Annotated in this window: 20 protein-coding genes and 2 pseudogenes; 11 read left to right on the forward strand and 11 right to left on the reverse strand. The window is 70.4% G+C overall.

Annotated elements, in window-relative coordinates; all coding sequences use genetic code 11:
* Positions 1–154 precede the first annotated feature (154 nt).
* From AB0J06_RS18410 to AB0J06_RS18420, 3 genes and pseudogenes are all read left to right on the forward strand, one after another.
* The gene (locus AB0J06_RS18410; RefSeq protein WP_357429992.1) at positions 155–358 is read left to right on the forward strand and encodes a cold-shock protein; all 204 of its coding nucleotides are present in this window, start codon (positions 155–157) and stop codon (positions 356–358) included.
* A 116-nt stretch (positions 359–474) separates the two neighbouring features.
* A pseudogene (locus AB0J06_RS18415) lies at positions 475–1,044 on the forward strand (50S ribosomal protein L11 methyltransferase); the annotation flags it as partial.
* Positions 1,045–1,457: 413 nt separating this feature from the next.
* The gene (locus AB0J06_RS18420; RefSeq protein ID WP_357429994.1) at positions 1,458–1,628 is read left to right on the forward strand and encodes a hypothetical protein; all 171 of its coding nucleotides are present in this window, start codon (positions 1,458–1,460) and stop codon (positions 1,626–1,628) included.
* 75 nt (positions 1,629–1,703) lie between these two features.
* Here the strand turns inward: AB0J06_RS18420 and AB0J06_RS18425 are convergent, their stop codons facing one another.
* The gene (locus AB0J06_RS18425) at positions 1,704–4,862 is read right to left on the reverse strand and encodes an amidohydrolase family protein (protein WP_357429996.1); all 3,159 of its coding nucleotides are present in this window, start codon (positions 4,860–4,862) and stop codon (positions 1,704–1,706) included.
* 228 nt (positions 4,863–5,090) lie between these two features.
* Here AB0J06_RS18425 and AB0J06_RS18430 point away from each other — a divergent pair, with 228 nt between their 5' ends.
* The 3 genes from AB0J06_RS18430 to AB0J06_RS18440 all read left to right on the forward strand — a co-directional run bounded on the left by AB0J06_RS18430 (position 5,091) and on the right by AB0J06_RS18440 (position 8,535).
* On the forward strand, positions 5,091–6,578 hold the full coding sequence (locus AB0J06_RS18430) for a hypothetical protein (protein ID WP_357429998.1): 1,488 nt from the start codon (positions 5,091–5,093) through the stop codon (positions 6,576–6,578).
* Between the two features lie 230 nt (positions 6,579–6,808).
* Positions 6,809–7,918, forward strand: a complete 1,110-nt coding sequence (locus tag AB0J06_RS18435) for an LLM class flavin-dependent oxidoreductase (RefSeq protein ID WP_357430000.1) — start codon at positions 6,809–6,811, stop codon at positions 7,916–7,918.
* Positions 7,915–8,535 (forward strand): FMN reductase, encoded by a 621-nt coding sequence (locus tag AB0J06_RS18440; protein ID WP_357430002.1) that lies wholly within the window; start codon positions 7,915–7,917, stop codon positions 8,533–8,535. The genes AB0J06_RS18435 and AB0J06_RS18440 overlap by 4 nt, the downstream gene beginning before the upstream one ends.
* Before the next feature lie 288 nt (positions 8,536–8,823).
* On the opposite strand, the gene AB0J06_RS18445 is transcribed toward AB0J06_RS18440, so the two are convergent.
* Both AB0J06_RS18445 and AB0J06_RS18450 read right to left on the reverse strand, forming a co-directional pair.
* Positions 8,824–9,150 carry a hypothetical protein gene (locus AB0J06_RS18445; RefSeq protein ID WP_357430004.1) on the reverse strand — a complete coding sequence of 109 codons (327 nt, stop codon included), beginning with the start codon at positions 9,148–9,150 and terminating at the stop codon, positions 8,824–8,826.
* A gap of 111 nt (positions 9,151–9,261) precedes the next feature.
* Positions 9,262–10,761 carry a GGDEF domain-containing protein gene (locus tag AB0J06_RS18450; protein WP_357430006.1) on the reverse strand — a complete coding sequence of 500 codons (1,500 nt, stop codon included), beginning with the start codon at positions 10,759–10,761 and terminating at the stop codon, positions 9,262–9,264.
* A 462-nt stretch (positions 10,762–11,223) separates the two neighbouring features.
* Between AB0J06_RS18450 and AB0J06_RS18455 the strand changes: the two genes are divergently transcribed.
* From AB0J06_RS18455 to AB0J06_RS18465, 3 genes are all read left to right on the forward strand, one after another.
* Positions 11,224–12,273 (forward strand): ricin-type beta-trefoil lectin domain protein, encoded by a 1,050-nt coding sequence (locus AB0J06_RS18455; protein WP_357430008.1) that lies wholly within the window; start codon positions 11,224–11,226, stop codon positions 12,271–12,273.
* Positions 12,274–12,396: 123 nt separating this feature from the next.
* The gene (locus tag AB0J06_RS18460; protein WP_357430010.1) at positions 12,397–12,831 is read left to right on the forward strand and encodes a DUF6069 family protein; all 435 of its coding nucleotides are present in this window, start codon (positions 12,397–12,399) and stop codon (positions 12,829–12,831) included.
* A gap of 187 nt (positions 12,832–13,018) precedes the next feature.
* A complete protein-coding gene (locus tag AB0J06_RS18465; RefSeq protein WP_357430012.1) occupies positions 13,019–14,530 on the forward strand; it encodes a ricin-type beta-trefoil lectin domain protein in 1,512 nt (503 codons plus the stop codon).
* Positions 14,531–14,635: 105 nt separating this feature from the next.
* Here AB0J06_RS18465 and AB0J06_RS18470 read toward each other — a convergent pair whose 3' ends face one another.
* The 3 genes and pseudogenes from AB0J06_RS18470 to AB0J06_RS18480 form a co-directional block, all read right to left on the reverse strand.
* Positions 14,636–14,968 (reverse strand): putative quinol monooxygenase, encoded by a 333-nt coding sequence (locus AB0J06_RS18470; protein WP_357430014.1) that lies wholly within the window; start codon positions 14,966–14,968, stop codon positions 14,636–14,638.
* A gap of 110 nt (positions 14,969–15,078) precedes the next feature.
* Positions 15,079–16,602 (reverse strand): diguanylate cyclase, encoded by a 1,524-nt coding sequence (locus AB0J06_RS18475; RefSeq protein WP_357430016.1) that lies wholly within the window; start codon positions 16,600–16,602, stop codon positions 15,079–15,081.
* A gap of 87 nt (positions 16,603–16,689) precedes the next feature.
* Positions 16,690–16,801, reverse strand: a pseudogene (locus AB0J06_RS18480) (zinc-binding dehydrogenase); the annotation flags it as partial.
* Between the two features lie 148 nt (positions 16,802–16,949).
* Here AB0J06_RS18480 and wrbA point away from each other — a divergent pair.
* Both wrbA and AB0J06_RS18490 read left to right on the forward strand, forming a co-directional pair.
* Positions 16,950–17,561, forward strand: a complete 612-nt coding sequence (gene wrbA, locus AB0J06_RS18485; RefSeq protein ID WP_357430018.1) for an NAD(P)H:quinone oxidoreductase — start codon at positions 16,950–16,952, stop codon at positions 17,559–17,561.
* A 79-nt stretch (positions 17,562–17,640) separates the two neighbouring features.
* Positions 17,641–19,791 carry a glycogen debranching N-terminal domain-containing protein gene (locus tag AB0J06_RS18490; protein WP_357430020.1) on the forward strand — a complete coding sequence of 717 codons (2,151 nt, stop codon included), beginning with the start codon at positions 17,641–17,643 and terminating at the stop codon, positions 19,789–19,791.
* A gap of 57 nt (positions 19,792–19,848) precedes the next feature.
* Here the strand turns inward: AB0J06_RS18490 and AB0J06_RS18495 are convergent, their stop codons facing one another.
* The 5 genes from AB0J06_RS18495 to galT all read right to left on the reverse strand — a co-directional run.
* Complete coding sequence (locus tag AB0J06_RS18495) at positions 19,849–20,286, reverse strand: hypothetical protein (RefSeq protein ID WP_357430022.1); 438 nt, start codon at positions 20,284–20,286, stop codon at positions 19,849–19,851.
* Entirely contained in the window at positions 20,283–21,911 is a 1,629-nt protein-coding gene (locus tag AB0J06_RS18500) for a GMC family oxidoreductase (RefSeq protein ID WP_357430024.1), read from the reverse strand. The genes AB0J06_RS18495 and AB0J06_RS18500 overlap by 4 nt, the downstream gene beginning before the upstream one ends.
* Before the next feature lie 156 nt (positions 21,912–22,067).
* Positions 22,068–23,567, reverse strand: a complete 1,500-nt coding sequence (locus AB0J06_RS18505; protein ID WP_357430026.1) for a SulP family inorganic anion transporter — start codon at positions 23,565–23,567, stop codon at positions 22,068–22,070.
* Between the two features lie 186 nt (positions 23,568–23,753).
* Positions 23,754–24,890, reverse strand: coding sequence for a galactokinase (galK, locus tag AB0J06_RS18510; protein ID WP_357430034.1), 1,137 nt, complete (start codon positions 24,888–24,890; stop codon positions 23,754–23,756).
* A 14-nt stretch (positions 24,891–24,904) separates the two neighbouring features.
* Positions 24,905–25,660 (reverse strand): galactose-1-phosphate uridylyltransferase (galT, locus tag AB0J06_RS18515; protein ID WP_357430028.1); only part of this gene is annotated, 756 nt, incomplete at its 5' end.

Here is a 25,660-nt window from a genome sequence, read left to right on the forward strand (position 1 = left end):
CCGGGTCAAAAGCTTTGGTTTGTCGCATACTTTGCCAGCGCCTGGTGGGTATCTAACCCGCCAGGCGCTTTTTGTTCTGCCGGTTCCTCCGGACGAGCAGCGGCGACAACCAGGGGTCCATACGGGGCCCCATCAGCTACTCAGAGGAGAAGACATGGCACTCGGCACCGTCAAGTGGTTCAACGCGGACAAGGGTTTCGGCTTCATCACACAGGATGACGGCGGGGCTGACGTCTTCGCCCACTTCTCCGCCATCTCATCGAGCGGGTACCGCAGCCTCGACGAGAACCAGCGCGTCGAGTTCGACGTCGAGCAGGGCCAGAAGGGCCTCCAGGCCGCCAACATCCGCCCGGTCTGACGTTGACTCCGCCAAGCCGTGGCGACGAGGCCTCGCCCGTCGCCACGGCGATGGCCGAGACAACGACCCGGCGAACACCGGTCCCGTCCGACGGCGCGGTCCCCGGCCTCGAACCGCTGGTGTTGTACGCGCTCTCCGCCCTCGGAAGCGCCCCCGATATCGCGAGCCTGGACCGGCTCCGGCTGACTCCGGTGCCGCTGGTGCCGGAGGTGCGACTGGTCCTCGCGGAGGACGCGATCGTCCTGTGGGCCCGGCTCGAAGCCGCGGCCGGGCACGTCCTTCCCGCGCCGTACTGGGCGTCGGCCTGGACCGGCGGGCAGGCGCTGGCGCGGTACATCCTCGATCACCCGGACACCGTCACCGGTCGCCACGTCCTCGACGTCGCCTCCGGCTCCGGACTGGTCGCCATCGCCGCGGCGATCGCCGGCGCCGCCACGGTCACCGCCAACGACATCGATCCCTACTCGGTCGCGGCGATCAACGCCAACGCCGACGCCAACGGCGTCGACCTGATCGTGTCGTCGAGCGACCTGCTCGACGGAGACGGTGCCGGCGTGGATGTGGTGTTGGCCGGCGACGCGCTCTACCACCCGTCCGTGGCGACCCGGATGCTGCCGTTCCTCGCCCGCGTCGCGGCGAAGGGTGGTCGGGTCCTCGTCGGCGATCCGGACCGGGGCCACCTGCCCCATGACTGGCTCGAGCCGGTCGCGACCTACCAGGTGCCGCTGAGTAGCGCTCCGGAAGACGCGCAGCACCACCTGACGAGCGTGCTCAAACCACGACGCGACCAGGTGGACGACCGGCGCGGCCGGACGACACGGCCACGGCGTCGTACGCCGGACAACTCTGCCGGGCGCGGCGGGGACAGGGTGCAAGGGCACACGCGTGGGTACGTTGTCGTTGGGCGCCCCGAGGACCGACCGTGACGACCGCGTTTCGCGCCGCCGGCTTCCGGCAGCCGACAAACTAGACGCATCGCGCTGACCGCTCAGCGTTTCCCCCGTCGGCGCCGTTCAGCGACGCGTCCAACGGCGCGCGGCACCGCCGCGACGGGCCCGGCCGCATCGGAGATCGCACGCGAAGAGAACGGACATAGAAGATGAAGATCGACAAAAGTAAGATCGTTGAGGCTCTGCGCCAGCGCGGCCAGCACAGCCGGGCGGATTGGGCCGAGCGGGAGCTGCCCGAGCGCATTGACACCGCCCAGCACTCGGGCATCCTCGCCACCCTCAATCTCAATCCGGCCGAGTTCGCCGACTCGCCGGCGTGACCACGCTGTCGCCGAGACCTCCGTCGGGTTGACCCTGGTTCCGCACCGGACCCGCGCCCGGCTCGCGGCGGACGCTCAGCCCTCGCAGCAGACGCGGCGCAGCCACTCCGGTTCGTGCCACCAGTGCTCGCCGTCGTGCGCGTGCGCGGCGGCCGCGGTCAACGGTGCCGGGCCGACGGCCGTGACGGACGGTCGCGGCGCGTCCGCCGCGTGCGCGGACGAGAACGGCTCCAGCAGCTCGTCGACCGTCCAGAGCCGGCCGCCCACCATCACCTGCGCGACGTCGGCGGCCGCCCGGATGTCGCTCAGTGGGTTGCCCCGGACGAAGGCCAGGTCCGCCTGCGCCCCCGGCGCGACAACGCCGAGCTTGCCGGCCAGATTGAGCCAGCGCGCGGGGTTGGCGGTCGCGGTGACCAACGCCTCGTACGGTGTGAAACCGCCCGCGACCATCGACCGCAGGTTGGCGTGCAGCGACACCGCGACGTTGTCCAGCGGCGCGTCGGTGCCGGCGATCACCAGGCCGCCGCCGCGGTGAATCCGCAGCACCATGTCCACGTTGCCGGCGAGCAGCGCCCGGGTGGTCTCACCGGCCGGCCCCGACGCCGCCGCCACCTCGCTGCGCAGCATCGCCTGTTCCCAGGCGGGGAAGAGCGCCGTCGTGCGTCGATCCGTCAGCAGCGACGGATCGTCGACGTGCGCCATGGTCGAGTTGAACAGCGTCGGCGTCACCGACATGCCGGAGCGGGTGAAGAGCGTGACGACGTCGGCGTAGGCGCGGCCCAGCCGACTCACGGTGTGCGAGTAGCCGAGCCGGTTGGTCGCGCCGGTGTGCTCCATCCCGTCCATGCCGAGGTGCTCCGCGGGGTACAGGTAGTGCGAGGACAACTGCAACCCGAGCCGGTGCACGGCGGCGACCACCCGACGCTGCAACTCGACCGGGAGCCGCACGTACGTCTTCACCAGGTCGTAGGCGAGCCCCTCCACCCGGTCGAGCTCCCGCCCGAGCTGCTCGACCGAGAGGGTCGGGCGCATGAAGTTGTAGAACACCCGGGATCCGTCGATCGCCTCGCCGGTGGCGAAGTAGCGCGGGCCGACCAGTGCGCCGGCCGCGAGCGCCTCACGGGTCTCCTGCATCTGGTAGACGGGGTCGCCCGGTGAGCGCGTCGAGGTGATGCCGTAGCTCAGCCAGAGCGGACCCTGCCGGCTCCCCCACGCGCGACCGCGCAGATGCCAGTGGTTGTGCGCGTCGATCAGGCCGGGCATCACGGTCAGCTCGGAGGCGTCCACGTTGACCCGCCCGCCGCGGTGCGGACGGATCTGCGCGATCGTCGAACCCTCCAGGACGAGTTCCACATCGCGACGCAGCGTGGTCGAGCGACCGTCCCACACCGCGCCGGCGTGGATGGTCACGTGCTCACGGACCTGGGCCCGCCGCCAGCTCAGGTCGAGCCGGATCGTCTGAGGCCGGGAACCGGCCAGGTCGGTACGGCGCAGCCGGCCGTTGCTCAGGTAGAGCAGGGTGCGCGCGTCCTGCCACACGGGTGAGTCGGTGACCTCGGACGTGACCGCCCGTGGCTCGCCGGTGAACCGTCCGGCCCGGTCGACGGGGACGACGTGGAGCAGGCTCTCGACGACGAAGGCGAGATGGCTGCCGTCCGGGGAGAAGACGGGGCCGTCGTCGCCGCGGGTCGACAGCGACCGGGACGGCATCGGTTCGACGTACTCGAGTTCGGCGGAGGCGACGTCGACGTACAGCAGCTGGCTGGTGCCCTCGCGGAACCGCTTCGAGACGGGCTTCACCGCGGCGAGCACGAGGGTCCGGCCGTCGGGCGACCAGCTGACCCGGCCGGGCTGGAACAACGTCGGTGTCACCTGGCGGACCTGCCCGGACCGCAGATCGAGCACCCAGGCGGTGCCGTCCTGGTCCTGGTAGGCGACCCGGTTTCCGTCCGGCGAGAACCGCGGCGCGGTCTGCGCGCCCGGAAGTCCGCTCAACCGTCGGTCCGCTCCGGTGCGCAGGTCACGCAGCCACAGGTCGGCCGTGCCGGCACGGTCGCTCGCGTAGAGCAGACTGCGGCCGTCCGGGGAGAAGTCGGGGTCGGAGTTGAAGTAGCCGTCGGCGACCAGTCGCCGCGGCCGGGACCGGGCGGTCGGGTCGGCGAGCCAGAGTGCGTTCAGCGCGCGGAACGCCAACTGCCGCCCGTCCCGCGACACGGTCGGGCTCGCGATGCCCAGCACCGGACGGGGCCCGGTCGACTCGATGTCGGGCTTGCGCGGACGCGGACGCCGCGAAGTGACCGGCACGATCGCGGCGAACGGCACCGGACTGCCGGTGCCGCCGAGGCGCTGACGCACGATCGTGCCGTCCGCGGTGTAGTAGAGCTCGGTCTCGGACGCCCAGGCGGGCGGGAGCGCGAAGACGTCCTTCCCCACGGTGACCGTCCTGTCGCCGACGATCAGATCGCAGCGGGGGCCGGCCAGCCGTACGTAGGCGAGGGTCGACGTCTGCGGCGAGTACGCCGGCCCGTAGACGGTGGCGCCGGTCTGCGCCGGGACCAGGGTGCGGCGTTGGCCGGTGGCGAGGTCGACCTCGTCGATGGAGGTCGCGTCGACGGTGAACGCGACCCGCCGACCGTCGGCCGACACGGTGGGCTCGGCCTCTTCCGCGGCCGCGTCCGTGACCGCCGTGATGGCCCCCGTGCGCAGGTCCAGACGGTGGATCCCGTAGCTGCCGGTGCCGCCGCGATCCGAGGAGAACACCAGGCCGCGCCCGTCGGGGGTGAAGTGCGGCTCGCGGTGGTCGTACCGGCCCGAGGTGAGCTGCCGGAGGCCCGACCCGTCCGGTCGGATCGCCCAGAGGTGGTAGTTGCCGTCCCGGTAGGACTGGAACACGATGTCGCTGCCGTCGGGCGACCAGCGTGGTCGCGTCGCATCCTGCAGGTCGTCGGTGAGTCGGCGGGCGTCGCCGCCACGGGCGTCGAGCACCCAGATAGCGGTGACCAGGTCGAGGACCAGTCGCCGGCCGTCCGGCGACACCGCCACCATCATGTTCGTGCCCTCGGTGAGCTCCGCGGAGCCCGACGGGGCGGAAGCCTGCGCCGCGCCGGCGCGCTGCGCGCCGACGGTCAGGCCGGTGCCGGCGGCCAGCCCGCCGAGCTGGAGCGCCCGGCGGCGGGTGAGGCTCCACGGGGCGGGATTCTCTGCCGTGCTGCGGAAATCATCGCTGTCACGCATCGGCGCGCCTCCCAACGTCAGGGGTGGGTGCGCTCGACCCTGCCAGGAGCAGCCTCGTGTGTTGAGGTTCAGGTTCGTGGTCAGGCGATGAGCGGCATGAACGTTGCGATGAACGGTTCGCCGGGTTCGTCCCGCTGCGCCGCACGCCCCGCGCGAAGCGGCGCGGGGCGGTGGAGCGCCGACCACTGTGGCACCATCGGCACCCGACCTGGGCACGGGGGAGCTTTCGTGGTTGATGACGTCGTTACCGAGAGTGCTTCGCGGCGCGAGCAGGACACACGTCGATGGGTGATCGACGGGGTGGCCGCGGTCGCGGTGGGGATCGCCTTCACCAGCGCGGGGTGGCCGCTAATCGCCTGGTCGGGTTTGATGGAAATGCTGCCCGGCGGCCTGCCACAGCGCTACGCCGCGTTCGCGCCTGCCGTGCTCGCGGTCGCGGTCGCCCTCGTCGGCACGCTCGCCCGGCTGGGTGGATGGCTTGTCGCTGCGATCGGACTGGCCGTCACCGTCGTGGCGACGCAGCTCCCCATCCCCGGGATCCTGGGCAGCCTTGCCTTTGACGACTCTTTGGCATGCGCCTCGGCCTTTGACGGCTCTTTGGCATGCGCCTCGGCGGGGATGCTCCTGGCCGCCGGGGTGGGGTTCGCGCTCGGTGGTGCCGTACTCGTGGCCGCCCACGCCACCGCACCGGCCCGCCTCGGGATCGCGGGCGGCCTGGCCGCGGGCATGCTGTTGGGCCCGTTCACCACCGAGCTGGTCACCGCCGTGCTGGGCCCCGACCCGGCGGCGGTGATCTCCCCTACGACGCTGCCACTCGGCACGGCGACCGTCGTCGTGGCCACGGCCGCCGTGCTCACCCGCGGACGCGAGCGGGCGCAGTCCCCGGCGATCGTCCGGACTGGGCTGGGCCCGGTGCTCGTCGTGGCTCTGCTCGCGATCCTGCCGGTGATCGGTGGAGTCCTGCGCCGGGTCATCATCCGAGAAGTCGGACCGGGCCCGGATGGCCTCGAGGGACTACCGCGCCGCGAAGCCGTCGAACTGCTCTCCCGTTACTCGATGATCGCGATCGCTGTCGTGGTCGCCGTCGTGCTGACCTTGTACGCCTACCACCGGGGCCGCGCCCCCGCCGCGCGATGGGTGGTGCTCGGGTTCACGGTTGGTGGCGTCACCATCGGCTGGCTGCCGGTCGTCGTCGCGTACCGGCCGATCGACGCCGTCCTCGCCGGGGTTGTCGCGGTGCTGGCCGCGATCGTGGGGACGGGTCTCGCCCGCTACGCCGATCGCCTCCTTCCCTGGGACGTACTCGGCGTCTGCGTGGCCGTCGGCGGGATGATGCTCAAAACCGAGGTGATGGGGCAGGAGTACGACTGGACGGTGACGGCGCACGCGTTACTCGTCGCTCTCGGCCTGCCGCTTGCCCTGAGCTTCGGGTTCGCTCGGGCTCTGCTCCACGCCGACGCAGCGCAACCCGAGACGCCCCCGCCGGGCACGGCTGACCGCGCCGGCACCCTGACGCTCGGTGTCGCCGCGCTGGTCCTGGCGGCACAGACCCTGGCGCCGATGGCACTGGACGCGTGGGCGAGCCATTCGGATGGCGCCCCACGGGTGACGATTCCGGTCGTCGCGGCCACCGGCGCCGCCGCGCTCCTGATGTTCTTCGGGTGGGCCATGCGTCGCTCCGTGCCTCGCCCCACCCCCGCACCGGAACCGACCTGAGTCGCAGGTATCGGTCGGAACGGCGCGCGGGCGGTGCGCCGTGGCCGCAGCGTCGCTATGCGCACGCCTCCCGGGCGCCCAGCCACAGCGACCCCGCCCCGGACCCGTACGTCGGGCCGGGGCGCGGTCGTTTCCGGGCAGCCGCAGCGGGCATAGATCTTGTAGACGGTGTGTTGCAGCAGTAGTTGCCGCGTCAACTAACCTGTCGCGAGGAAAGTCAAGGAGCGCACATGCAGTTCGGGATCTTCACCGTCGGCGATGTCACCACCGATCCGACGAACGGTCGCACACCGACCGAGGCGGAACGGATCAAGGCGATGGTGAGGCTCGCGCTGAAGGCCGAGGAGGTCGGCCTCGACGTCTTCGCCACGGGTGAGCACCACAACCCTCCGTTCGTCCCGTCGTCCCCCACGACGATGCTCGGGTACATCGCCGCCCGCACGCAGCGCCTGATCCTGTCGACGTCCACGACGCTGATCACCACCAACGACCCGGTGAAGATCGCCGAGGACTACGCGATGCTGCAGCACCTGGCCGACGGCCGGGTCGACCTGATGATGGGGCGTGGCAACACCGGCCCCGTCTACCCGTGGTTCGGCCAGGACATCCGCAACGGCATCCCGCTGGCCATCGACAACTACGCGCTGCTGCGTCGGCTGTGGCGCGAGGACGTCGTCGACTGGGAGGGCAAATTCCGCACGCCGCTGCAGAGCTTCACCTCGACGCCCCGGCCGCTCGACGGCGTGCCCCCGTTCGTGTGGCACGGGTCGATCCGCAGTCCGGAGATCGCCGAGCAGGCCGCGTACTACGGCGACGGCTTCTTCCACAACAACATCTTCTGGCCGATGGACCACACCCGGCGGATGGTCGAGCTCTACCGCCGACGCTTCCAGCACTACGGGCACGGACAGGCCGACCAGGCGATCGTCGGGCTGGGCGGACAGGTGTTCATGCGGAGGAACTCGCAGGACGCGGTACGCGAGTTCCGTCCCTACTTCGACAACGCGCCGGTATACGGCCACGGCCCCTCCCTCGAGGACTTCAGCGCCCAGACGCCGCTCACGGTCGGCAGTCCGCAGCAGGTCATCGACCGCACGCTCGGCTTCCGGCAACACGTCGGCGACTACCAGCGCCAACTGTTCCTGATGGACCACGCGGGCCTTCCGCTGAAGACGGTGCTCGAGCAACTCGACCTCCTCGGCGAGGAGGTCGTGCCGGTCCTCCGCAAGGAGTTCGACGCGCTGCGACCGGCCCACGTACCGGAGGCACCCACGCACGCCACCCTGGTCGCGGCCGCAGCAGCGGCGGGCGACGCGACGACGGAAGGGCGGAGCCGGTGACGAACCGTACGCTGGCGGTCGTCACCGCCGGCCTGAGCCAGCCGTCGGCGACACGCCTGCTGGCCGACCGGCTGGCCGCCGCGACCGAGCGCGCGTCACGGGACCTGGGCGTAACGCTGGACGTCACCATCATCGAGCTGCGCGACCACGCCCACGATCTCACCGACAACCTGCTGACCGGCTTTCCGAGTCCCGCGCTGGGCGCGGCGATCGACACCGTGGTCCGCGCCGACGGCCTCATCGCCGTGACGCCGATCTTCACCGGCTCCTACAGCGGCCTGTTCAAGACCTTCTTCGACGTGCTCGGGAAGGATGCCCTGGTCGGCAAGCCCGTGCTGATCGCCGCGACCGCGGGGACCGCGCGGCACTCGCTGGCACTGGACCACGCGCTTCGGCCGATGTTCGCCTACCTGCGGGCGCTCGTCGTGCCGACCGGGGTGTTCGCGGCCGCGGAGGACTGGGGCACCGGCGACGGGGCGTCCAGCCGCGGGCTCGCCGACCGGATCGACCGGGCGGGCGGCGAGTTGTCCGCGCTCATCGCGGCACGCGAGCAGCCGGCGCCAGCTGACCCGTTCGACAATCCGACCCCCTTCGACCAGCTCCTGTCCGGCGGATAGGGGCGGTTCATCCGCCCAGCGGGGACCGGCCTCCGTGGCCGGCCCCCGCGCTTTCTCTGCCGACGTCGTGTCACCAGCGGCTGGAATACAGGGCGTTCGCCGCGACCCGCCCCGGTGCGGCACCATGCGCGTACGGCCTGGCGGCAGGCGCTCGACATTCTCGAGGCGCTCGGGCATCCGGACGCCGACCGGATCCGCGACAAGCTCCGGCAGCTCGACGGAGAACGGTCCTGACGACCGGAAACGGCCGCGCCCGGGTGCCGGGCGCGGCCGCTTCGCGATGGGACGCTACGACCAGTCGCCGTTGTAATAGGGGCCGTTGCAGCCCTTACGGTTTTCGCAGACGAAGACGAACTCGATGTACTGCGCCGGGTAGTTGCCGTCGGAGTAGTACTCCTGGAACGTGATGGTGCCGGCGCGGTAGCCCGACCCGTCCGGGTCCCAGAGGATGCGCGAGTCGTAGGTGGCGTAGTGTTGCACGACGCCCATGTCGTTGCCGTGGTAGTAGGTCGCCTTGGGAAAGGCCTGGGCCGGGGATGCGGTCACGAACTGGTTCGCCGCCGCGGCGACGGCGAACAGGGCCAGCATTGCCAGGCACCGCCGGAGAGCGTTCATGGCGCTCCTCCTTCCGGGTTGACACCGATACCTGGGCCAAGCGTGGCCGCCAACCATTGCGTAGACCTTCGATGAACCTTGAATCCGCGGACGGAGGTCACGCTCGACCGGTCAGGACGAACCCCTCGGGATGCCGGGCATCTCGTGCCGCTCCCGCTTGGCCGCGGACACGGCGTCGCTGACGCGCTGGATCAACTGCTCGCCCGCCTCGACGCGGTCATCGCAAACGACGCCGACGCTCGCCCCCATCGACACCGGCTCGCCATCGACCGTGAACGCCTCGCGGAACAGCCGTTCGATACGCCGGCGCAGCTCCGGCGCGTCGGCGTGCTCCGCGTCGACGCAGAGGATGGCGAACTCGTCCGTGCCGAACCGGCTCACCGTGTCGTCCTCACGCGTGCAGCTGACCAGCCGCTCGGCCACCTGCACCAGTAGCTGATCGCCGCCGGCATGACCGAACCGGTCATTGACGGCCTTGAACCCGTCCAGTTCGCACAGCAGCACCACCAGCGGGACGCCACCACCGAGCGCGGCATTGAGGCGGCTCGCGAACTCATGACGGTTGGGCAGGTCCGTGACGGGGTCATGGCTGGCCTGGTACCGCAGGACCCGGACGCGTTCGGACCACACCCGCCAGATACGCACCATGACCAGGGGCGTGACTGCGGCCGTACCGACCGCAAGCAACGCGACGTCGACGGGCTGCCCGAACAACTCGCGCGCGCCGCCCACGGCCGGCATGACGCAGAGCGCGAACCCGAGGAACGCCAGTCGTCCTTTGGTCAGATCGTCCTTCGGCGCGGGGCCGGGCTGCAGCAGCCGGACGACCGACCGGGCCAGCGCGCACAACCCGAGCGCGGTGAAACCCACGAGATAGATCATGTCGGTGTACGCCGGCCGTCCGCTCGTGCCGGGGGCGACCACCAGCGAAACGGTGAGCACGCCGGAGAGCGAGCAGGACATGGCCGCCACCAGCAGCCACATCGCGGGGATGAACTCCTTGGCGGTCAACACCAGTCGGGCCATACACCCGAGCACGCCGGTCAGCATGAACACGGTCACGCAGGTCGCGATCTGCGTCATCTGCGGGGTGCCGACGTCCTGCATGTGGGGCAGGAGCACGAAGTCCCAGATAACCCCGCCGAGGGCCATCGACATGATGGTGCTGTCGATCATCCCCCCGACGTCGTTGCGTCCGCGTCGGGCCACGATGGTGATCGCCCCGCAGAACATGAAGATCTGGCCCAGGGCGGCGAAAATGCCGGCGATCGTGCCGTCGCCCGTGGGCAGGCCCATGGCGAAGACGTACCAGTACCACGCCACGTTGCCGGCGTTGAAGCTGACCAGCGCCGCGAGCAGGAACCAGAACGGTTTCCGGTCGCCGACGGGGGTGCGGTTGAGCCCGATCATGACTGCCGGCACAGGCGCGAACGACAAGGCGAGGTAATCGACCATCTTCGCGGTGTCGGACAGGAGTGGATATACCGCGATACCTGCCAGTGAAATCAGTAAATATGTCACGGTCAGGCGCAGCCCGTCGGGCCCGCCGTGCAGGCCGCGGTACCGGCCAACCGGGCGTCTGTCCCACTCCACCGCATCGAACACGCTCACGACAACCCACCGTAGGACCCAGCTCGCCGATGACCAACAACTTCTTTTCGGCCGCATGAAAACTGTTTCGGTCCAGCCGGGCGGACCTTACCCGGTTTCCGTCTGTCCACTGGACACCCGGCCGTTGCCGTCGGGCGTCGTCACGGGATCCGCACGCCTGGACGCGTTTAACCTTTTTGGATTGTGCCGATCAAACGGCTTTTGACACTTTCATAATTTGCAGCAAGCGATCTTGATACCGCCATGACAACGACTTACTATTCGCTGGCCCGCTACCCGGCACCCACCGGAGGTCAGCGTGCACCTAACCGTGCGCAGCTCCATCCTCGCGGCAGCCGCCGCCGTCACCGTTACGACCCCCGACCACTGCGGCGCCGCGAATCACGCGATCAGCGAGGACGCGTACACCCCCACGGTCCCGTGCGTGACGACGGACCACGGCGCCCGGCCACCGAGGACCACGTGACGAGCTCCACCGGTGACGACCGCCGGGAGGCGGACGTCCCCCGCGACGACGCGGAGCCGACGCTGCGCGCCGGGCTGTGTCCGCGATGCGGCCGGGCGCTGGCCGATGATGTCTGCCTGCACTGCGTGGGCGAGGACGAGTTCCGCGGTGCGGCGCTGGTCCGCAACTTCGTCAACTTTCCGGACCTCTACTCCAAGGACTCCCCCTCGGGGTCGCGGCCCGACCGCCGTCCCGACGACTGGCCGGCGCGTGGCGACGGCCTGCCGGATTCGCCGCCGCCGCAGTCCGATCAGAGCCGGCGCGCCCCGCGGGCAGCACGTCGGGGGCGGCCTGGCTCCCCGTCGGCACCTCCCCCCACCGGCGGCACCCGCGGCCTGCTGGATCGGGCCGGATGGGGGCCACGCGGAATCGTGGCGAAGGTCGTCATCGCCAGCGGATCGATCCTGCTCGCCACGGCGATCGGGATCACGGGCGCCGTGGTCACCGGACCGGCGACCAACAGCGCCAGCCCGAGCGTCGGGACGACGCCGCCCGGCGCGCGATCAGGCGGCCCCTCCCCCCGGCCCACCGGCTCGCCGACCGATGTGTCGCGGCGTCCCGGCGCCGGCCCAGCCGCCTCCGACCCCGCGGTCGCTCGACCGGACACGGCGGGGCGGTCCGCGACCGGAGCCCTCGTGCAACGGGGCTTCTGCCTGCACGACTACGCGAGCCTCACCAGCAACGGCAACCCGATCCACATGTCGCGGTGCGACAACAGCGACGCTCAGCGGTGGACCTTCGCCATCGACGGGACGGTGCGCGTGTTCGGCAGGTGCATGCGACCGGTCGGCGGCGCGTCGGCGCACGGCACCAAGCTCGAGCTGTGGGAATGTGACGGCAGCCCCGCCCAGCAGTGGCTGCGCGGGCCCGATGGCAGCCTCATCCACCCGGCCAGCGCCGCGTGCCTGGAGAGCCCGGCGCCCGACGACGCGCGACCACAGCTCGCGGTCTGCGACAACGGCCCCGGCCAGCGGTGGAGCCTGCCGAACATGGGCCTGGCCGGTTAGCCGGAGACCGTCATCGGTCAGCCCGCGGCGTAGGAGGGAAATTGGCGGCCCGGAGGCATTGACCTCAATCACGCTTCACGTCGCAGACTCGGCCCGTCGGTTTCCGCACCCCGGGAGGAACCCATGACCAATCTGCAGCACGGACCGGTTACGGCGACGCGGCCACGGGCACGGGCAGGCAGGCGCGCACTGGTGGTGCTGGCCGCGGTCCTGGCGGCCAGCCTCGTCTGGCTGATCGCCGTACCCCTGCTCGCCATCGAGGTGACCGTGCCCGTGCGGTACGGCGCGAGCGAGCGGGTCGATCTCGCACTCGTGCCGGTGGTGTTCGCCGCGCTCCTCGCCGGCCTCGCCGGCTGGGCGCTGCTGGCCGTGCTCGAGCGGTTCACCACGAAGGCACGCCTCATCTGGACAGTGATCGCGCTGGTGGTCTTCGTGGTCACGCTGCCGTGGATGCCCGACGCCACCGCGGCCGAAATCACCGTGCTGGCGCTGCTGCACGCGGCCGTGGCGGCCGCGCTGATCCCCGGCCTGCCCCGCGCCGGCCGGCTCACCGACTGAGGTACGCGGCATCCGAACGCGCCATCGGCGGGATCGTCGTGGCGCGCGGCTGCCGGAACAGACGACCGGCCGGGACGGGACATCGGCGATTTTACATATGTTGACAGTCTTGATGGATCAGGAAACAATCCTGCCAGAGAGCGCTCTCACACCCCTCGATGTCCCGTACCCGGAAGGAAACATCCGCATGAGACGGAGCTTGAGCGCCTTCGCGGCCGTGGCCACCTTCGCGGCCGTCGCCGTCGCCCCCGTGCTGCCCGCCGCGGCCACGCCGACCATCCCGCCGGACGTCGCCGGCCCGATGGTGTCGGCGCTGCAACGCGACCTGCGCCTCACCGAACAGCAGGCCCGGGCCCGCCTGGCGGCCGAGGCGACCGCGCCCCCGGTGGAGCACCGCCTGCGCGCCATCCTGGGCGCGACCTTCGGCGGCGCCTGGCTGACCGCGGACGGCAGCCGGCTCGTCGTCGCGACCACCGATCCCGCCCGGGCGGAGACGGTGCGCGCCGCCGGAGCCGAGCCACGGGTCGTCGCGCACAGCGAGCGGCAGCTGGACGCGGCGAAGACGGCGCTCGACCGCACCGCGCGCCGCGCGACCACCGGCGTGCACGCCTGGTACGTCGATGTCGCCACGAACACCGTGGTCGTCACCGCCGCACGCCCGGCCGACGCGGACGCCTTCGTCCGCGCCAGCGGCGCCCCCGGGCAGCTGGTCCGCACCGTCGCCGGCGGCCCGGCGCCGCGGCCGCTGCACGATGTGCGCGGCGGGGACCAGTACGTCATCAACGGCAACACGCTCTGCTCGGTCGGCTTCTCCGTCGTCGGCGGGTTCGTCACCGCCGGGCACTGCGGCGCGGCGGGCAGCGGCACGGCCGGCTACAACGGCGTCGCCCAGGGCACCGTGCGCGGCTCGTCCTTCCCCGGCAACGACTACGGCTGGGTGCAGGTCAATTCGAGCTGGACCCCGCAACCGTGGGTCAACAACTACTCCGGCGGCAACGTCGCGGTCGCCGGCTCGCAGGAGGCCGCCGTGAACAGCTCGGTGTGCCGCTCAGGGCGGACCACCGGCTGGCGGTGCGGCACCATCCAGGCCAAGAACGTCACCGTCAACTACGCACAGGGCGCCGTTTACGGCCTGACCCAGAGCAACGCCTGCGCCGAGGGGGGCGACTCGGGCGGCGCCTGGATCTCGGGCAACCAGGCGCAGGGCGTCACCTCGGGCGGCTCCGGCAACTGCACCTCCGGCGGGACGATGTTCTTCCAGCCGCTCAACGAGATTCTCGCAGCGTACGGGCTGTCGCTGGTCACCACCGGCGGCGGCAGCACCAGCCGGATCATCGGCTACGCCGACAAGTGCATCGACGTACCGAACTCGAACCCGGTCGACGGCGCTGCGCTGCAGCTCTGGGACTGCAACGGCACCGCCGCGCAGAACTGGACCTTCGCCGGCGACGGCACCGTGCGGGCCTTCGGCAAGTGCATGGACGTGGCCTGGGGCTCGACGGCGAACGGGGCGACGATTCAGCTCGTCACCTGCAGCGGCAACCCGGCTCAGCAGTTCGTCCTCAGCGGCGCCGGCGACCTGGTCAACCCGCAGGCCAACAAGTGCGTCGACGTCGCGGACTGGAACTCGGCCAGCGGGGCGCGGCTGCAGACGTGGGAGTGCACCGGGGGCGCGAACCAAAAGTGGCGCCGCGGCTGAGCCATTGGCGGTGGTGCACGGAGATCGTGGGAAGTCCCGGGGTGTGACCCCGGTACTTCCCACGATGCTCTTCGTCGGGGTCGCCGATGGAACGGCGAGCCCCGCTCAGCTCCGCTCGGGCACAGCCATCTCGCCGAGGAGGGACCAGCCGTCCTGCGGAATCGTCGTGTTGACGATTCGAGGCGTCTCGGCGAGGTGCGACGGCAGCGTCTGCTGCGCCTTCCGGAAATGCTCGGACTGGACGTGCGCCGCCCCGGCCTCACCGTCCCGGAAAGCCTCGACCAGGACGTACTCGGTGGGGTCGTCGATGCTGCGGGACCAGTCGAACCACAGGCAGCCCGGCTCACCGCGAGTCCCCCGCGTGAACTCATCGGCGATCTCGGGCCACCGGTCGGCGTGCTCGGGCAGTACGCGGAACTTCGCGGTAATGAAGATCATGTGGATCTCTCTCGACGGCTGGGTGGGCGATCGCTCCCGCCGACTCTAATACGAGTTCCGTGAGTCGTGATCTCTTCCGGCGGCGCCTCGCTGGCTCCGACGCCTCGACGTCAGGCCGTCGGAGATCCCGCCACGCCGACGGCCTTGGCGCGGTACATCGCCTCGTCGGCGAGGTGCAGGACCTCGGTGGGGGTGAGTTCGGGCTCACTGATGCTCACCACGCCGACACTGCCGGTGACGCGGATGGCGCCGACCTCCGCGACCGCCGCCCGCCGCAGACGTCCGGTCCAGGCGGCCAGCGCCGCCGGCGTGGGCGGCAGCATGGTGGCGACGATGAACTCGTCCCCGCCCAGCCGCCCGTACAGGTCGCCGGTACGCCCGGTCGCGCTGAGCGATGAGGCGAGGCGGCGCAGCACCTCGTCACCCACCGTGTGCCCGTGGGTGTCGTTGATCGGCTTGAACTGGTCGAGGTCGATGAAGGCCACGGCGAGTTGCTCGAATTCCGGACGGAGTTCGACCAGCGCGGTGGCCAGCCAGCTCTGGATGCCGGCGCGGTTGAGCAGGCCGGTGAGCGGGTCGCGCTCCGCGAGGTCTCGCAGCTTGCTCATCCGCTCCTCGAGCGCCGCCATCCGGGCCAGTTCCGTGGTGCGGGCGGCCTCACGCGCGAGCTGACCGGCGACCAGGCGGCCGAACATCTCCATCGAGGCCACGTGGCGGGGGTCCACCTCCCGGGAGGTGTTGCTCGCCCCGCACAGCGTTCCGACCACCGCGCCGTGCGGGTCGATCAGTGGCACGGTGAGGTAGGTGACGATGCCGAGCTGCCGCCCCACCTCGGACTCGCCCCAGATCTCGGGAACGTTGGTGGTGAGCGGTCGCCCCTCCTCGAACGCGCGCCGGCAGAGCGTGTCGGACCAGGGCGCGCTGATACCTTCCGGGATGTTCATCGCCCCGGCGTTCAGCGAGTAGACGACGCGCTGCTCCTCCGCCTCCCAGTCGATGATCGACAAGAAGGTCGTGTCGAGATGCGTGATCTGCTGGAGCAGCTCGAGCAGCGGTCGCGTGAGCCCTTCCAGGTCGTGCCCGCCCGCCACCGCGGTCGACAGCTGACTCAGCTCCACCGGCGCGGACGGCGCAGTGGGGGTGGACGACGCACGGAGCAGCTCGCTGATGTAGCCGCCGACCGCACGCAGCGTCGCACCGTCACGCGCGTTCACGGTGGCACTGGGCGAGCGGGACAGACAGCACAACGTCCCGACGACCTCTCCGCCGGCCCGCAGGGGCACACCGGCGTAGGCGCCGATGCCGAACCGGGAGGTGTGGGGATGGGCAGCCGCCAGCGCGTTCGCGGCCGTGTCGGCGACCAGCGGCTCCAGTTCGCCCGAGACGATCAGGTGACACAGGGTCTCCTCGATCGGGTGCGCGGTGCCGACCGGCACGACCTGACCACCCGGCGCGCTCACCGTATGGGTCACCACCCGCTGCCCGTCGCGGAACTCGCTGACGAAGGCGACCTCCATCCTCAGCTCCTCGACAAGCACCGCGAGGGCCCGCGAGACGCGGTCGGACACGGTGCCACCCGCCGCGCGGAGCAGCGCGACGAGGGCGCTCCGTCCGGCCGACTGCTCATCGCTCATACCGCGCTGATCGGCACCCGACGGCCGGAGTGAAGAAATGGACGTTGGCGCGTTACGTCACACCGTCCGGCGTCGATGGTCACCACGTCAGATGGTGATGACGATCTTGCCGCGGGCGTGGCCGCCGCGCAGGTACCGGATCGCTCCGGGCACCTCGCTCAGCGCGTACGTCCGCCTCGACGACCGGCGTGACGCCTGACCGCGCCTCATGCTGCTCCCGCCTGCCCTCTCGTGTCAGGCGGTATGCCCGAAATCAGGTTATTGCCGCCGGTAGTGGATAGCGTGGCGATAGGCCGCGAGCAGCGGCGTTCACGCGGGAAAGGCACGACCACAAGGAGCGACCTGCAATGGCCGACGTGAAGCTCTCCATCATCTACTACTCAGCCACAGGCACGGTTCACGCCATGGCGCAGCGCATGGCCGCGGCGGGCGCCGACAAAGCCGGCGCCCAGGTGCGGCTGCGGCAGGTCCCGGAGCTCGCTCCCGACGAGGCCATCGCCTCCAATGCCGCCTGGAGCCAGCATTTCGATCGCACCAAGAACGAGGCAAAGGCGAGCGCGGACGACGTCGTGTGGGCCGACGCGGTTCTCTTCGGCTCCCCCACCCGCTACGGCAACATCGCCAGCCAGCTGAAGCAGTTCATCGACACGTTGGGACCGCAGTGGCAGCAGGGGCTGCTCGCCGACAAGGTCTACGCGGGTTTCACCGCGTCGATGACCGCCCACGGGGGCCAGGAGTCCACGCTGCTCGCGCTCTACAACACGATCTACCACTTCGGCGGCATCGTGGTCGCCCCCGGCTACACCGATCCGCTCAAGTTCGCCGACGGCAACCCGTACGGCGCCTCGCACGTCACCGGCGGCACCAACAGCGACCCGCTCACCGACGTGCAGCACGCCGCGCTCGACCATCTCGCGGTTCGCGCGGTCACCATGGCCAAACGCCTGAAGACGGGCTGAGGGGTGACGTGCCGGGGCCTGCCACCGCGCACGTCGCGGGAAGCCGTGGCGCCGCGCGCCGTCGCCCGGGCCGGGGCCGATGAGCCCCGTTCAGAACCTCCGCGTCCACCCCGATCTGCTCTACATCGCCAGCGGGTGGAGCAGCCTCGTCACCGACGTGCGCGGACGGATCACCGGTGCCGACCCGCAAGGATTCTTCGCCCGCAACACCCGCGTGCTCAGCGAGGAACACATCACGGTCAACGGCCGCGAGCCGCTGGCGTTCAGCATCGCGAACGTGCACGGACACGCCCAACTGTCCTACGCGGAGCTGTGCGACGGGGAGGCGATGCCGTCACAGGCGGCGTACCTGCTGACCGAACGCTTTCTCGGCGAGGGGCTGCGGACGCGGCTGAGCGTCGTCAGCTACGGCGACGAGCAGCTGAACCTGCAGGTCGACATCGAGCTTGCCGCCGACTTCGCTGACACCACCGAAGCCGAGACGCACCGCCGTGAGCAGAGCGGCGACGTCGATACGACCTGGATCCCGGAGACGCGCGAGCTACGCCTCACCTACCTGCACGAGAACCTCGACCGGGCAGTCGCGATCCGGGTGCACACCTCGCAAACCGTTCGCTACGCCGGGCAGACGCTCACGGTCGACCTCGCGGTGCCATCACGCCAGTGTGCCTGCGTCGAGCTCCTGATCGAACCCGTCTTCGACGGAGAACGCCTCGCCGCGCCGCCCCCCACGTACGCCGAGCCCACCGACACCGCGGCGATCGCCCGTACGACGCTCGCCCGCGAGTTCACCCGGCTGCGCAGCACCGCCTTCGACGTCGCCGGCGCATGGCGCGCGGCGGTTGACGACCTCGCCGCTCTGCCGCTCGGGGAGCCGCCGGGACCGACCGCACCGATAGCAGGGCTTCCGATGTACCAGGAGATCTTCGGTCGCGACACGATGACCGCATCGTGGCAGGCGCTGCTCGCCGGACCGACGATGCTGCGCGACAGCCTGCGGCTGAACGCCGCCCACCTCGGGCAGCGGATCGACGAATGGCACGACGAGGAGCCGGGAAAGCCGCTGCACGAAGCCCGCCGCGGTCCCGTCTCGGCGCTCGGGCTCGACCCGTTCGCCGACTATCACGGCGACTGGTCGACCGCGCCGGACTTCCTGGTCTTTCTCGGGCAGTACTTCACGTGGACCGGGGACGTGGACACGCTGCGGGATCTGCTGCCGACGGCGCGCCGCGTCCTTGACTGGATCGACCGCTACGGCGACCCGGACGGCGAGGGCTTCCTCGACTACCGCTGCCGGTCGCCCGCCGGGTTGAAGAACCAGGGATGGAAGGACTCCGGCACCGCGATCGTCGACGAGCACGGCCAGATCGTGGAGAACCCGATCGCGACGAGCGAGTTGCAGGCGTACTGGTATGCCGCGCTGCGGCACGGCGCGATGGTGTTCGCCGCCGCCGGCGACCGCGCCTTCGGCGCCGTGCTCGTCGCCCGGGCCGCCGCGCTACGCAGACGCTTTCACCGCGCCTTCTGGATGCCCGACCAGGGCTGTCACGCGCTGGCGCTGGACCCGCACAAGCGGCAGGTGCGGTCGGTCAACTCGAACGACGGGCATCTGCTCGCCACCGGAATCGTGCCGGCCCGCATCGCTCACGTGGTGGCGCGTCGGCTCTTCGCACCCGACATGTTCAGCGGCTGGGGCATCCGTACCCTCTCGGCCGAGCACCCGGCGTACAACCCGTTCAGCTACCACCGTGGCAGCGTCTGGCCGGTTGAGGCCGGCACGATCGGCCTCGGGCTCGCCCGCTACGGCTGCTGGGAGCAGTTGCACCTCCTCGCCGAGGCGACGTTCGCCGCAGCCGCCCTCTTTGAAGGACATCGGCTGCCCGAGGTGCTCAGCGGGCTGCCCCGCGACCAGGCACACCCGCACCCCGGCGTATACCCGAACTCCTGCGCCCCGCAGGCCTGGTCGGCGAGCGCCGTGATCGCCCTCGTCCAGGCGTTGCTCGCGCTGCGGCCGGTCGCGCCGCTACGCACGATCTTCGTCGACCCGCACCTGCCCGATTGGCTGCCGGATCTTACGCTGGAAGGCGTACAGGTCGGCAGGTCGACCTTCGACCTGACCATTCGACGTCGTCGTGGCGGCCGGACATCGGTGCGCACCCACGGCGACGGCATCATGGTGATTCGGCGCCCCACGCTGCAGGCCATGTTCCCCCGCCGCACAGCGTCGTAACCGGCCGTCACCGACGGGTGGACAACGGTTCTGCCGCCACCGCTGGACGCGCGGAGATCACTCCACCCGGCGGTAGATGGAGCCGCGATCGACCACCGGAGCGAGAACGTCGTCCTCGAGAAAGTACTCAGCCTCACCGTCAGCGGCAGGTAGTCGGCGCGGTGCGATACCCGGGTAACCCAGGGCATCGCGTACGGCAGGATTCATGAAGTACGCGCCGGCTACGGCGAACGCGAACCGTTCGAAGACGTCGGGATGGCTGAGTCGCAGGTCGCTGAGTACCTCGTCGGGTGCACCGGGGGTCGCGAGTACCTGGGTGACGGCCCCGGCCAGGTCGCCGTTGGCGGCCAGCGCGCGATTGATCCACTGGCCGGCCACGTCCGCTTCACTCGCGGACGGAAGGCCGGATCCGCCGGGGATCAGCACGTCGGCGAGCGCGGCGAGGCGAGCCCGCGAAGCGTCGCCGAGTTCAGTCGAAAGGTCGAGGGCCGTCACAACGCCACCTCCTGTTCCCGGGCGTTCGACGCGATGTGGCTCGCGGTACGTTTCGCCAGCGCGCAGATCGTGGCGGTCGGGTTCACGCCCGTCGAGGTGGTGAACACGCTGGCGTCGATGATGTAGAGGTTCGGCACGTCGTGCGTGCGGCCGAAGCGGTCGACGACCGAGGTGGCCGGGTCGTCGCCCATCTTGGCGGTGCCGGTGTTGTGCCCCGTCATGAAGTTGCGCCCGGCGACCCAGGCCTTCTTCGCGCCGGCGGCCTCGTGTGCCTCCAACGACCTCGCCAGGTTGAAGTCGATGATCTTGCGCGTGTTGTCGGAGACCCGGTAATGCACCTTCGCCGCCGGCAGCCCGTCGGAGTCGGTGAGCGAGGGGTGCAGCGAGACGAAGTTGGTCTCCTCCGGGAGATCCTCCGGCACGATGTGCCACTGCAGCATGCGGCCGAACGACTTCATCCGGTCGGCGGAGCCTTCGCCCCAGAACTCCTCGCCGTTGAGGCTGCCGGGGTCCGTCCACTTCTCGGCGGCTTCGAGGGGCCCCGCGATGGGGAGCAGGGCCCACTTCGCGCCGCGGACGAAGCCGCGGGACGGATCCGACTCGTAGAACTGCATCGAACCGATGTGTTCGCCGGCCGGCCCCAGCCAGTTCTCGAGGTCGTCGTCGTAGATACCGACGGACGCGGCGTACGGGTGCAGCATGAGCCGCTTTCCGACCAGCCCCGAGGAGTTCGCCAGCCCGTCCGGGAAGCGCTCGGACGCCGACATCAGGAGCAGGCGGGGAGTCCCGATGCCGCCGGCCGCCATGATGACCAACGAAGCGGACTGGAAGTGCTCATGCCCGTCCCGCAGATAGACGGCGCCGTTGGCGCGACCCCGGTCGTCCAGTGTCACGCGGGCGACCCGGGCGCGGGTGATGACCTGTGCCCCCAGCGCCACGGCGTCCCGCAGATGCGTCACGTCCGTCGAGGACTTCGCCCCTTCCGGACAGCCCATCCGGCAGATGCCGTAACGGACGCACCGGCCTTCCTTGCTGTTGTCGCGATTCAGCGTGGGGATGGAGTTGGTGCCGGGCCACCAGTGCCAACCGAGCCGGTTCATGCCCTCGGCCATGGTCCGGCCGGTCTGGTGGATCGGCGCGGCCGGCAGCGGCGGGTCGAAGCCCGGCGGGTAGGCCGGGTTGCCGGCGAGACCGGAGACGCGCATCTCACGCTCGACCGCCTGGTAGTACGGCAGGAGTTCGTCGTACGTGAGGGGCCAGTCATCGGCTACGCCGTCGAGGGTGCTAACCCGGAAGTCCGACGGCAGGGGGCGCGCCCAGATGCCGCCGTAGAGCACGCTCGAGCCACCGACGCCGTTGTACATCCATACCGGCAGGTCGGACTCGCTGTGGTCCACCGGGTAGTCCTCGCGGCGACCGCGAACGTTCGGGTCCGGATGCCAGTCCTTGGCCCCGGCCAACTCGTATTCGGGCTTGTTCCCCGGCAGTTTCCCGGGGTCCACCCACTCGCCCTGCTCAAGGCAGACGACCGTGAACCCTGCCTCGGCCAGATGCCGCGCCGCGACCCCGGCCGCGGTGCCCGCGCCGACGATCAGGACGTCTACGTGATCTTGCTTGGAATCCACACCAACCCACTCCCGTGCGGCTTCGCGGCCTTCGCTGCGGCGAAGGCCACCGACCGACAAGTAGCTCACCCGGTGACCGGATCAGCGTTGCTTGCGATTCGTTGGGAACTGTTGCAACTCGTTGGAATTCTGTCAACCCCGCGGACACCCTCGGCGTCAGTGCCCCACGTTCAACCGCCCCGCGAGGGTGCCATGCATCTGCGCGCTTGGCCTGTTCAGTCCCGTGATCTCCACCGTCTTGCCCCGGGCCGCGTACTTGGTGGTGATGGCGTCCAACGCGGCCACCGACGAGGCGTCCCAGACGTGCGCGCGCGACAGGTCGATGACAATGTTGTCCGGGTCACCGGCGTAGTCGAACTGGTAGACGACGTCGTTGCTGGAAGCGAAGAAGAGCTCGCCCTGCACCGAGTAGGTGCGCGTGCCGCCGTTGGGATCCACAACGCTCGTCACCTCGACGATGTGCGCGACCCGTCGGGCGAAGATCACCATGGCGACGAGCACCCCGACGACCACACCGATGGCAAGATTGCTGGTCGCCAGCACGACCGCGACGGTGGAGACCATGACGATGGTCTCCCCCGCCGGCATGCGCTTGAGCGTTGCCGGGGAAACGCTGTGCCAGTCGAAGGTGGAGACCGTCACGATGACCATCACGGCGACGAGCGCGGCCATCGGGATCACGGCCACCACGTCGCCCAGAGTGACGACCAGAACAAGCAGGAAGACGCCGGCCAGGAAGGTGGAGAGTCGGGTACGGGCCCCCGACACCTTCACATTGATCATCGTCTGGCCGATCATGGCGCAACCGCCCATGCCGCCGAAGAAGCCGGTCACGATGTTGGCCACGCCCTGGCCCCAGGATTCGCGGGTCTTGTTCGAGTGCGTGTCCGTGATGTCGTCGACGAGCTTGGCGGTCATCAACGACTCCATCAACCCGACCAGGGCGATGCCCAGCGCGTAGGGCGCGATGATCTGCAGGGTCTGCCCGGTGTACGGGATGTCGGGCAGGCCGAGCACGGGCAAGCTGTGCGGCAGTTCGCCCTCGTCGCCCACGGTCGGCACGGCGACGTGGGTGAGGACGGTGAAGAGGGTGAGCACGACGATCGCTACCAGCGGCGCCGGCACGGCTCTGGTGAGCCGCGGCAGCCCCACGATGATCGCCAGCGCGATGGCGACCAGCGGGTAGACGAGCCAGGGCACGCCGATCAGATGCGGCACCTGTGCCGCGAAGACCAGGATCGCGAGCGCGTTGACGAAGCCGACCATGACGCTGCGCGGGATGAACCGCATCAGCCTGGCCACGCCCAGCACCGCCAGGACCACCTGGAGGATGCCGCCCACGATGACGGCCGCGATGAGGTACTGCAACCCGTGGTCACGGACGAGCGGCGCCACGACCAGGGCCACGGCACCGGTCGCGGCGGAGATCATCGCCGGACGACCGCCGCACACCGCGATCGTCACCGCCATCGTGAACGAGGCGAACAGCCCCACCCGCGGATCCACGCCAGCCAGGATCGAGAACGAGATCGCCTCGGGAATCAACGCCAGCGCCACCACGAGGCCGGCGAGAACCTCGGTGCGCAACACACGCGGCGACAGCCAGGAGGGACGGGACAGCCGCGGCCCACCGACCGGCGACAGCGATGAAGACATACAGCCACTTCCATTCTGGGTACTGCCGAAACGCGTACGCACCACCACACCCGTGCCAGGCGGCGCGGCGAGCCACGCCTCACCGTCGAGGCATGAGGCGTGTCCACGGCGTCGATGACCGACCGTCGTTGCCGGAAAACCGCACCGCGGGCGCACCTGCGGTGTGCGCGTCCAGCGGGCACGAGGTCAGATCAGTCGAGCCACGCCCCTGTCCGGCACGGCGGCGAAGCAGTGCGGGTCGTCGTAGCCGGCGGCGGCGAACGCGCCGCGCACCGCCGCGGCGGTCGCGTCGACCGACGCGTGTTCGACCAGGCCGAGGACGCAGCCGCCGAACCCGCCGCCGGTCATCCGCGCGCCGTACGCGCCCTCGGCCAGCATCGTCTCCACGCCGGTGTCGACCTGCGCCACGGTGATCTCGTAGTCGTCGCGCATCGACGCGTGCGACGCGGTCAGCAACGGACCGATGGCACGCACCTGCCCGGCGCGCAGCAGCCGGACCGCGTCCAGGACCCGCTCGTTCTCCGTCACCACATGCCGCACCCGGCGGCCGGTCACCTCGTCGAGACGAGCGAGAGCACCCGGTAGCGCGGAACGGTCGAGGTCGCGCAGCGCGGCGACCCCCAAGGCGGCGGCGGCGGACTCGCACGCGGCGCGGCGGGCCGCGTACTCCCCCGAGACCAGCCGATGCGGGGCTCTCGTGTCGACCACCAGCAGCGCGAGCCCGTGCCCGGCGAGGTCGAACGGAACCTGCTCGCGCGTCCCGTGCCGGCAATCGAGGAACAAGGCATGCCCGTCCCGGCACAGCGTCGACGCCGACTGGTCCATGATCCCGCACGGCACGCCGACGTAACCGTTCTCCGCCTGCTGCGCCAACCGCGGCCAGGCCTCCCGTGGCACGTCGAGGCCGCCCAACTCGACCAGCGCCGCCAGCACCGCGCACTCCAACGCCGCCGACGACGACAGACCCGCACCCAGCGGCACCTGCGAGGTGACCGCGATCCGCGCCGACGGTGGCGGAAAGCCGGCCTCCCGCAGCGCCCACAACACACCCGCGACGTAGGCCGCCCAACCCGTAACCCGGCCGGGCATCAGATCATCAGACCCGATGACAACCGTTTCGCCGGCCTCCCGCGAATACACCGTCCACTGAGGTTCATCCTGGAGGGCGGCGGCGACAGTCGTCCGCAGCGGCAGGGCGAAGGGCAACACGTACCCGTCGTTGTAATCGGTGTGCTCACCGATCAGGTTGACCCGCCCCGGCGCGGACCACACCCCCGCCGGCGCCGCACCGAAACGCTGCCCGAACAACTCCGCCCCCGCCACACCACCGGAGTCGGTCACTGCGACACCTCACGCAGCATCCGCGCGGCGTCCTCCGGACGTACGTCGTTGACGAACACCCCCATCGCCGCCTCCGAACCGGCAAGATACTTCAGCTTGCCCGGCGCCCGCCGCGGACTGAACAACTGCAGATGCAGATAACCCAACTCCCGGTCCGTACGCACCGGCGCCTGATACCACCCCGACACGTACGGCATCGACACACCGAACACGCCGTCCAACCGACGCAACACCTCCAGGTAAACCGGCCCGAACCCGGCCCGCTCGGCATCCGAGAGCGCCGCAATGTCGGGCACCTTGCGATGCGGGTAGACGTGCACCTCGAACGGCCAACGCGCGAACGCCGGCACGAACGCCGTCCAATGCTCATTCGCCGCCACCACGCGTTCCCCCGACCGCTCCCCCGCCAACACCGCCGCGAACAGATCGGCACCGTCGTGCGCGTCGGCGTACGAGCGGGCCGATGCCAGCATCCGCCGCGTACGCGGGGTGACGAACGGATAGGCATAGATCTGCCCATGCGGATGGTGCAGGGTAACGCCGATCTCCTCCCCCCGGTTCTCGAAGCAGAAGACCTGCTCCACACCGGGCAAGCCGGACAGCTCGGCGGTACGGTCGGCCCACGCCTCCATCACCGTGCGCACCCGCTGCGGGGTGAGACCGACGAACGACGTGTCGTGCGCCGAGGTGAAACAGACGACCTCACAACGGCCGACACCCGGCCGGGCCGGGACTAGCTCCGGCAGCGCCGG

This window comes from Micromonospora sp. NPDC049679 (genome assembly GCF_040659735.1).
Classification (GTDB): domain Bacteria; phylum Actinomycetota; class Actinomycetes; order Mycobacteriales; family Micromonosporaceae; genus Micromonospora_I.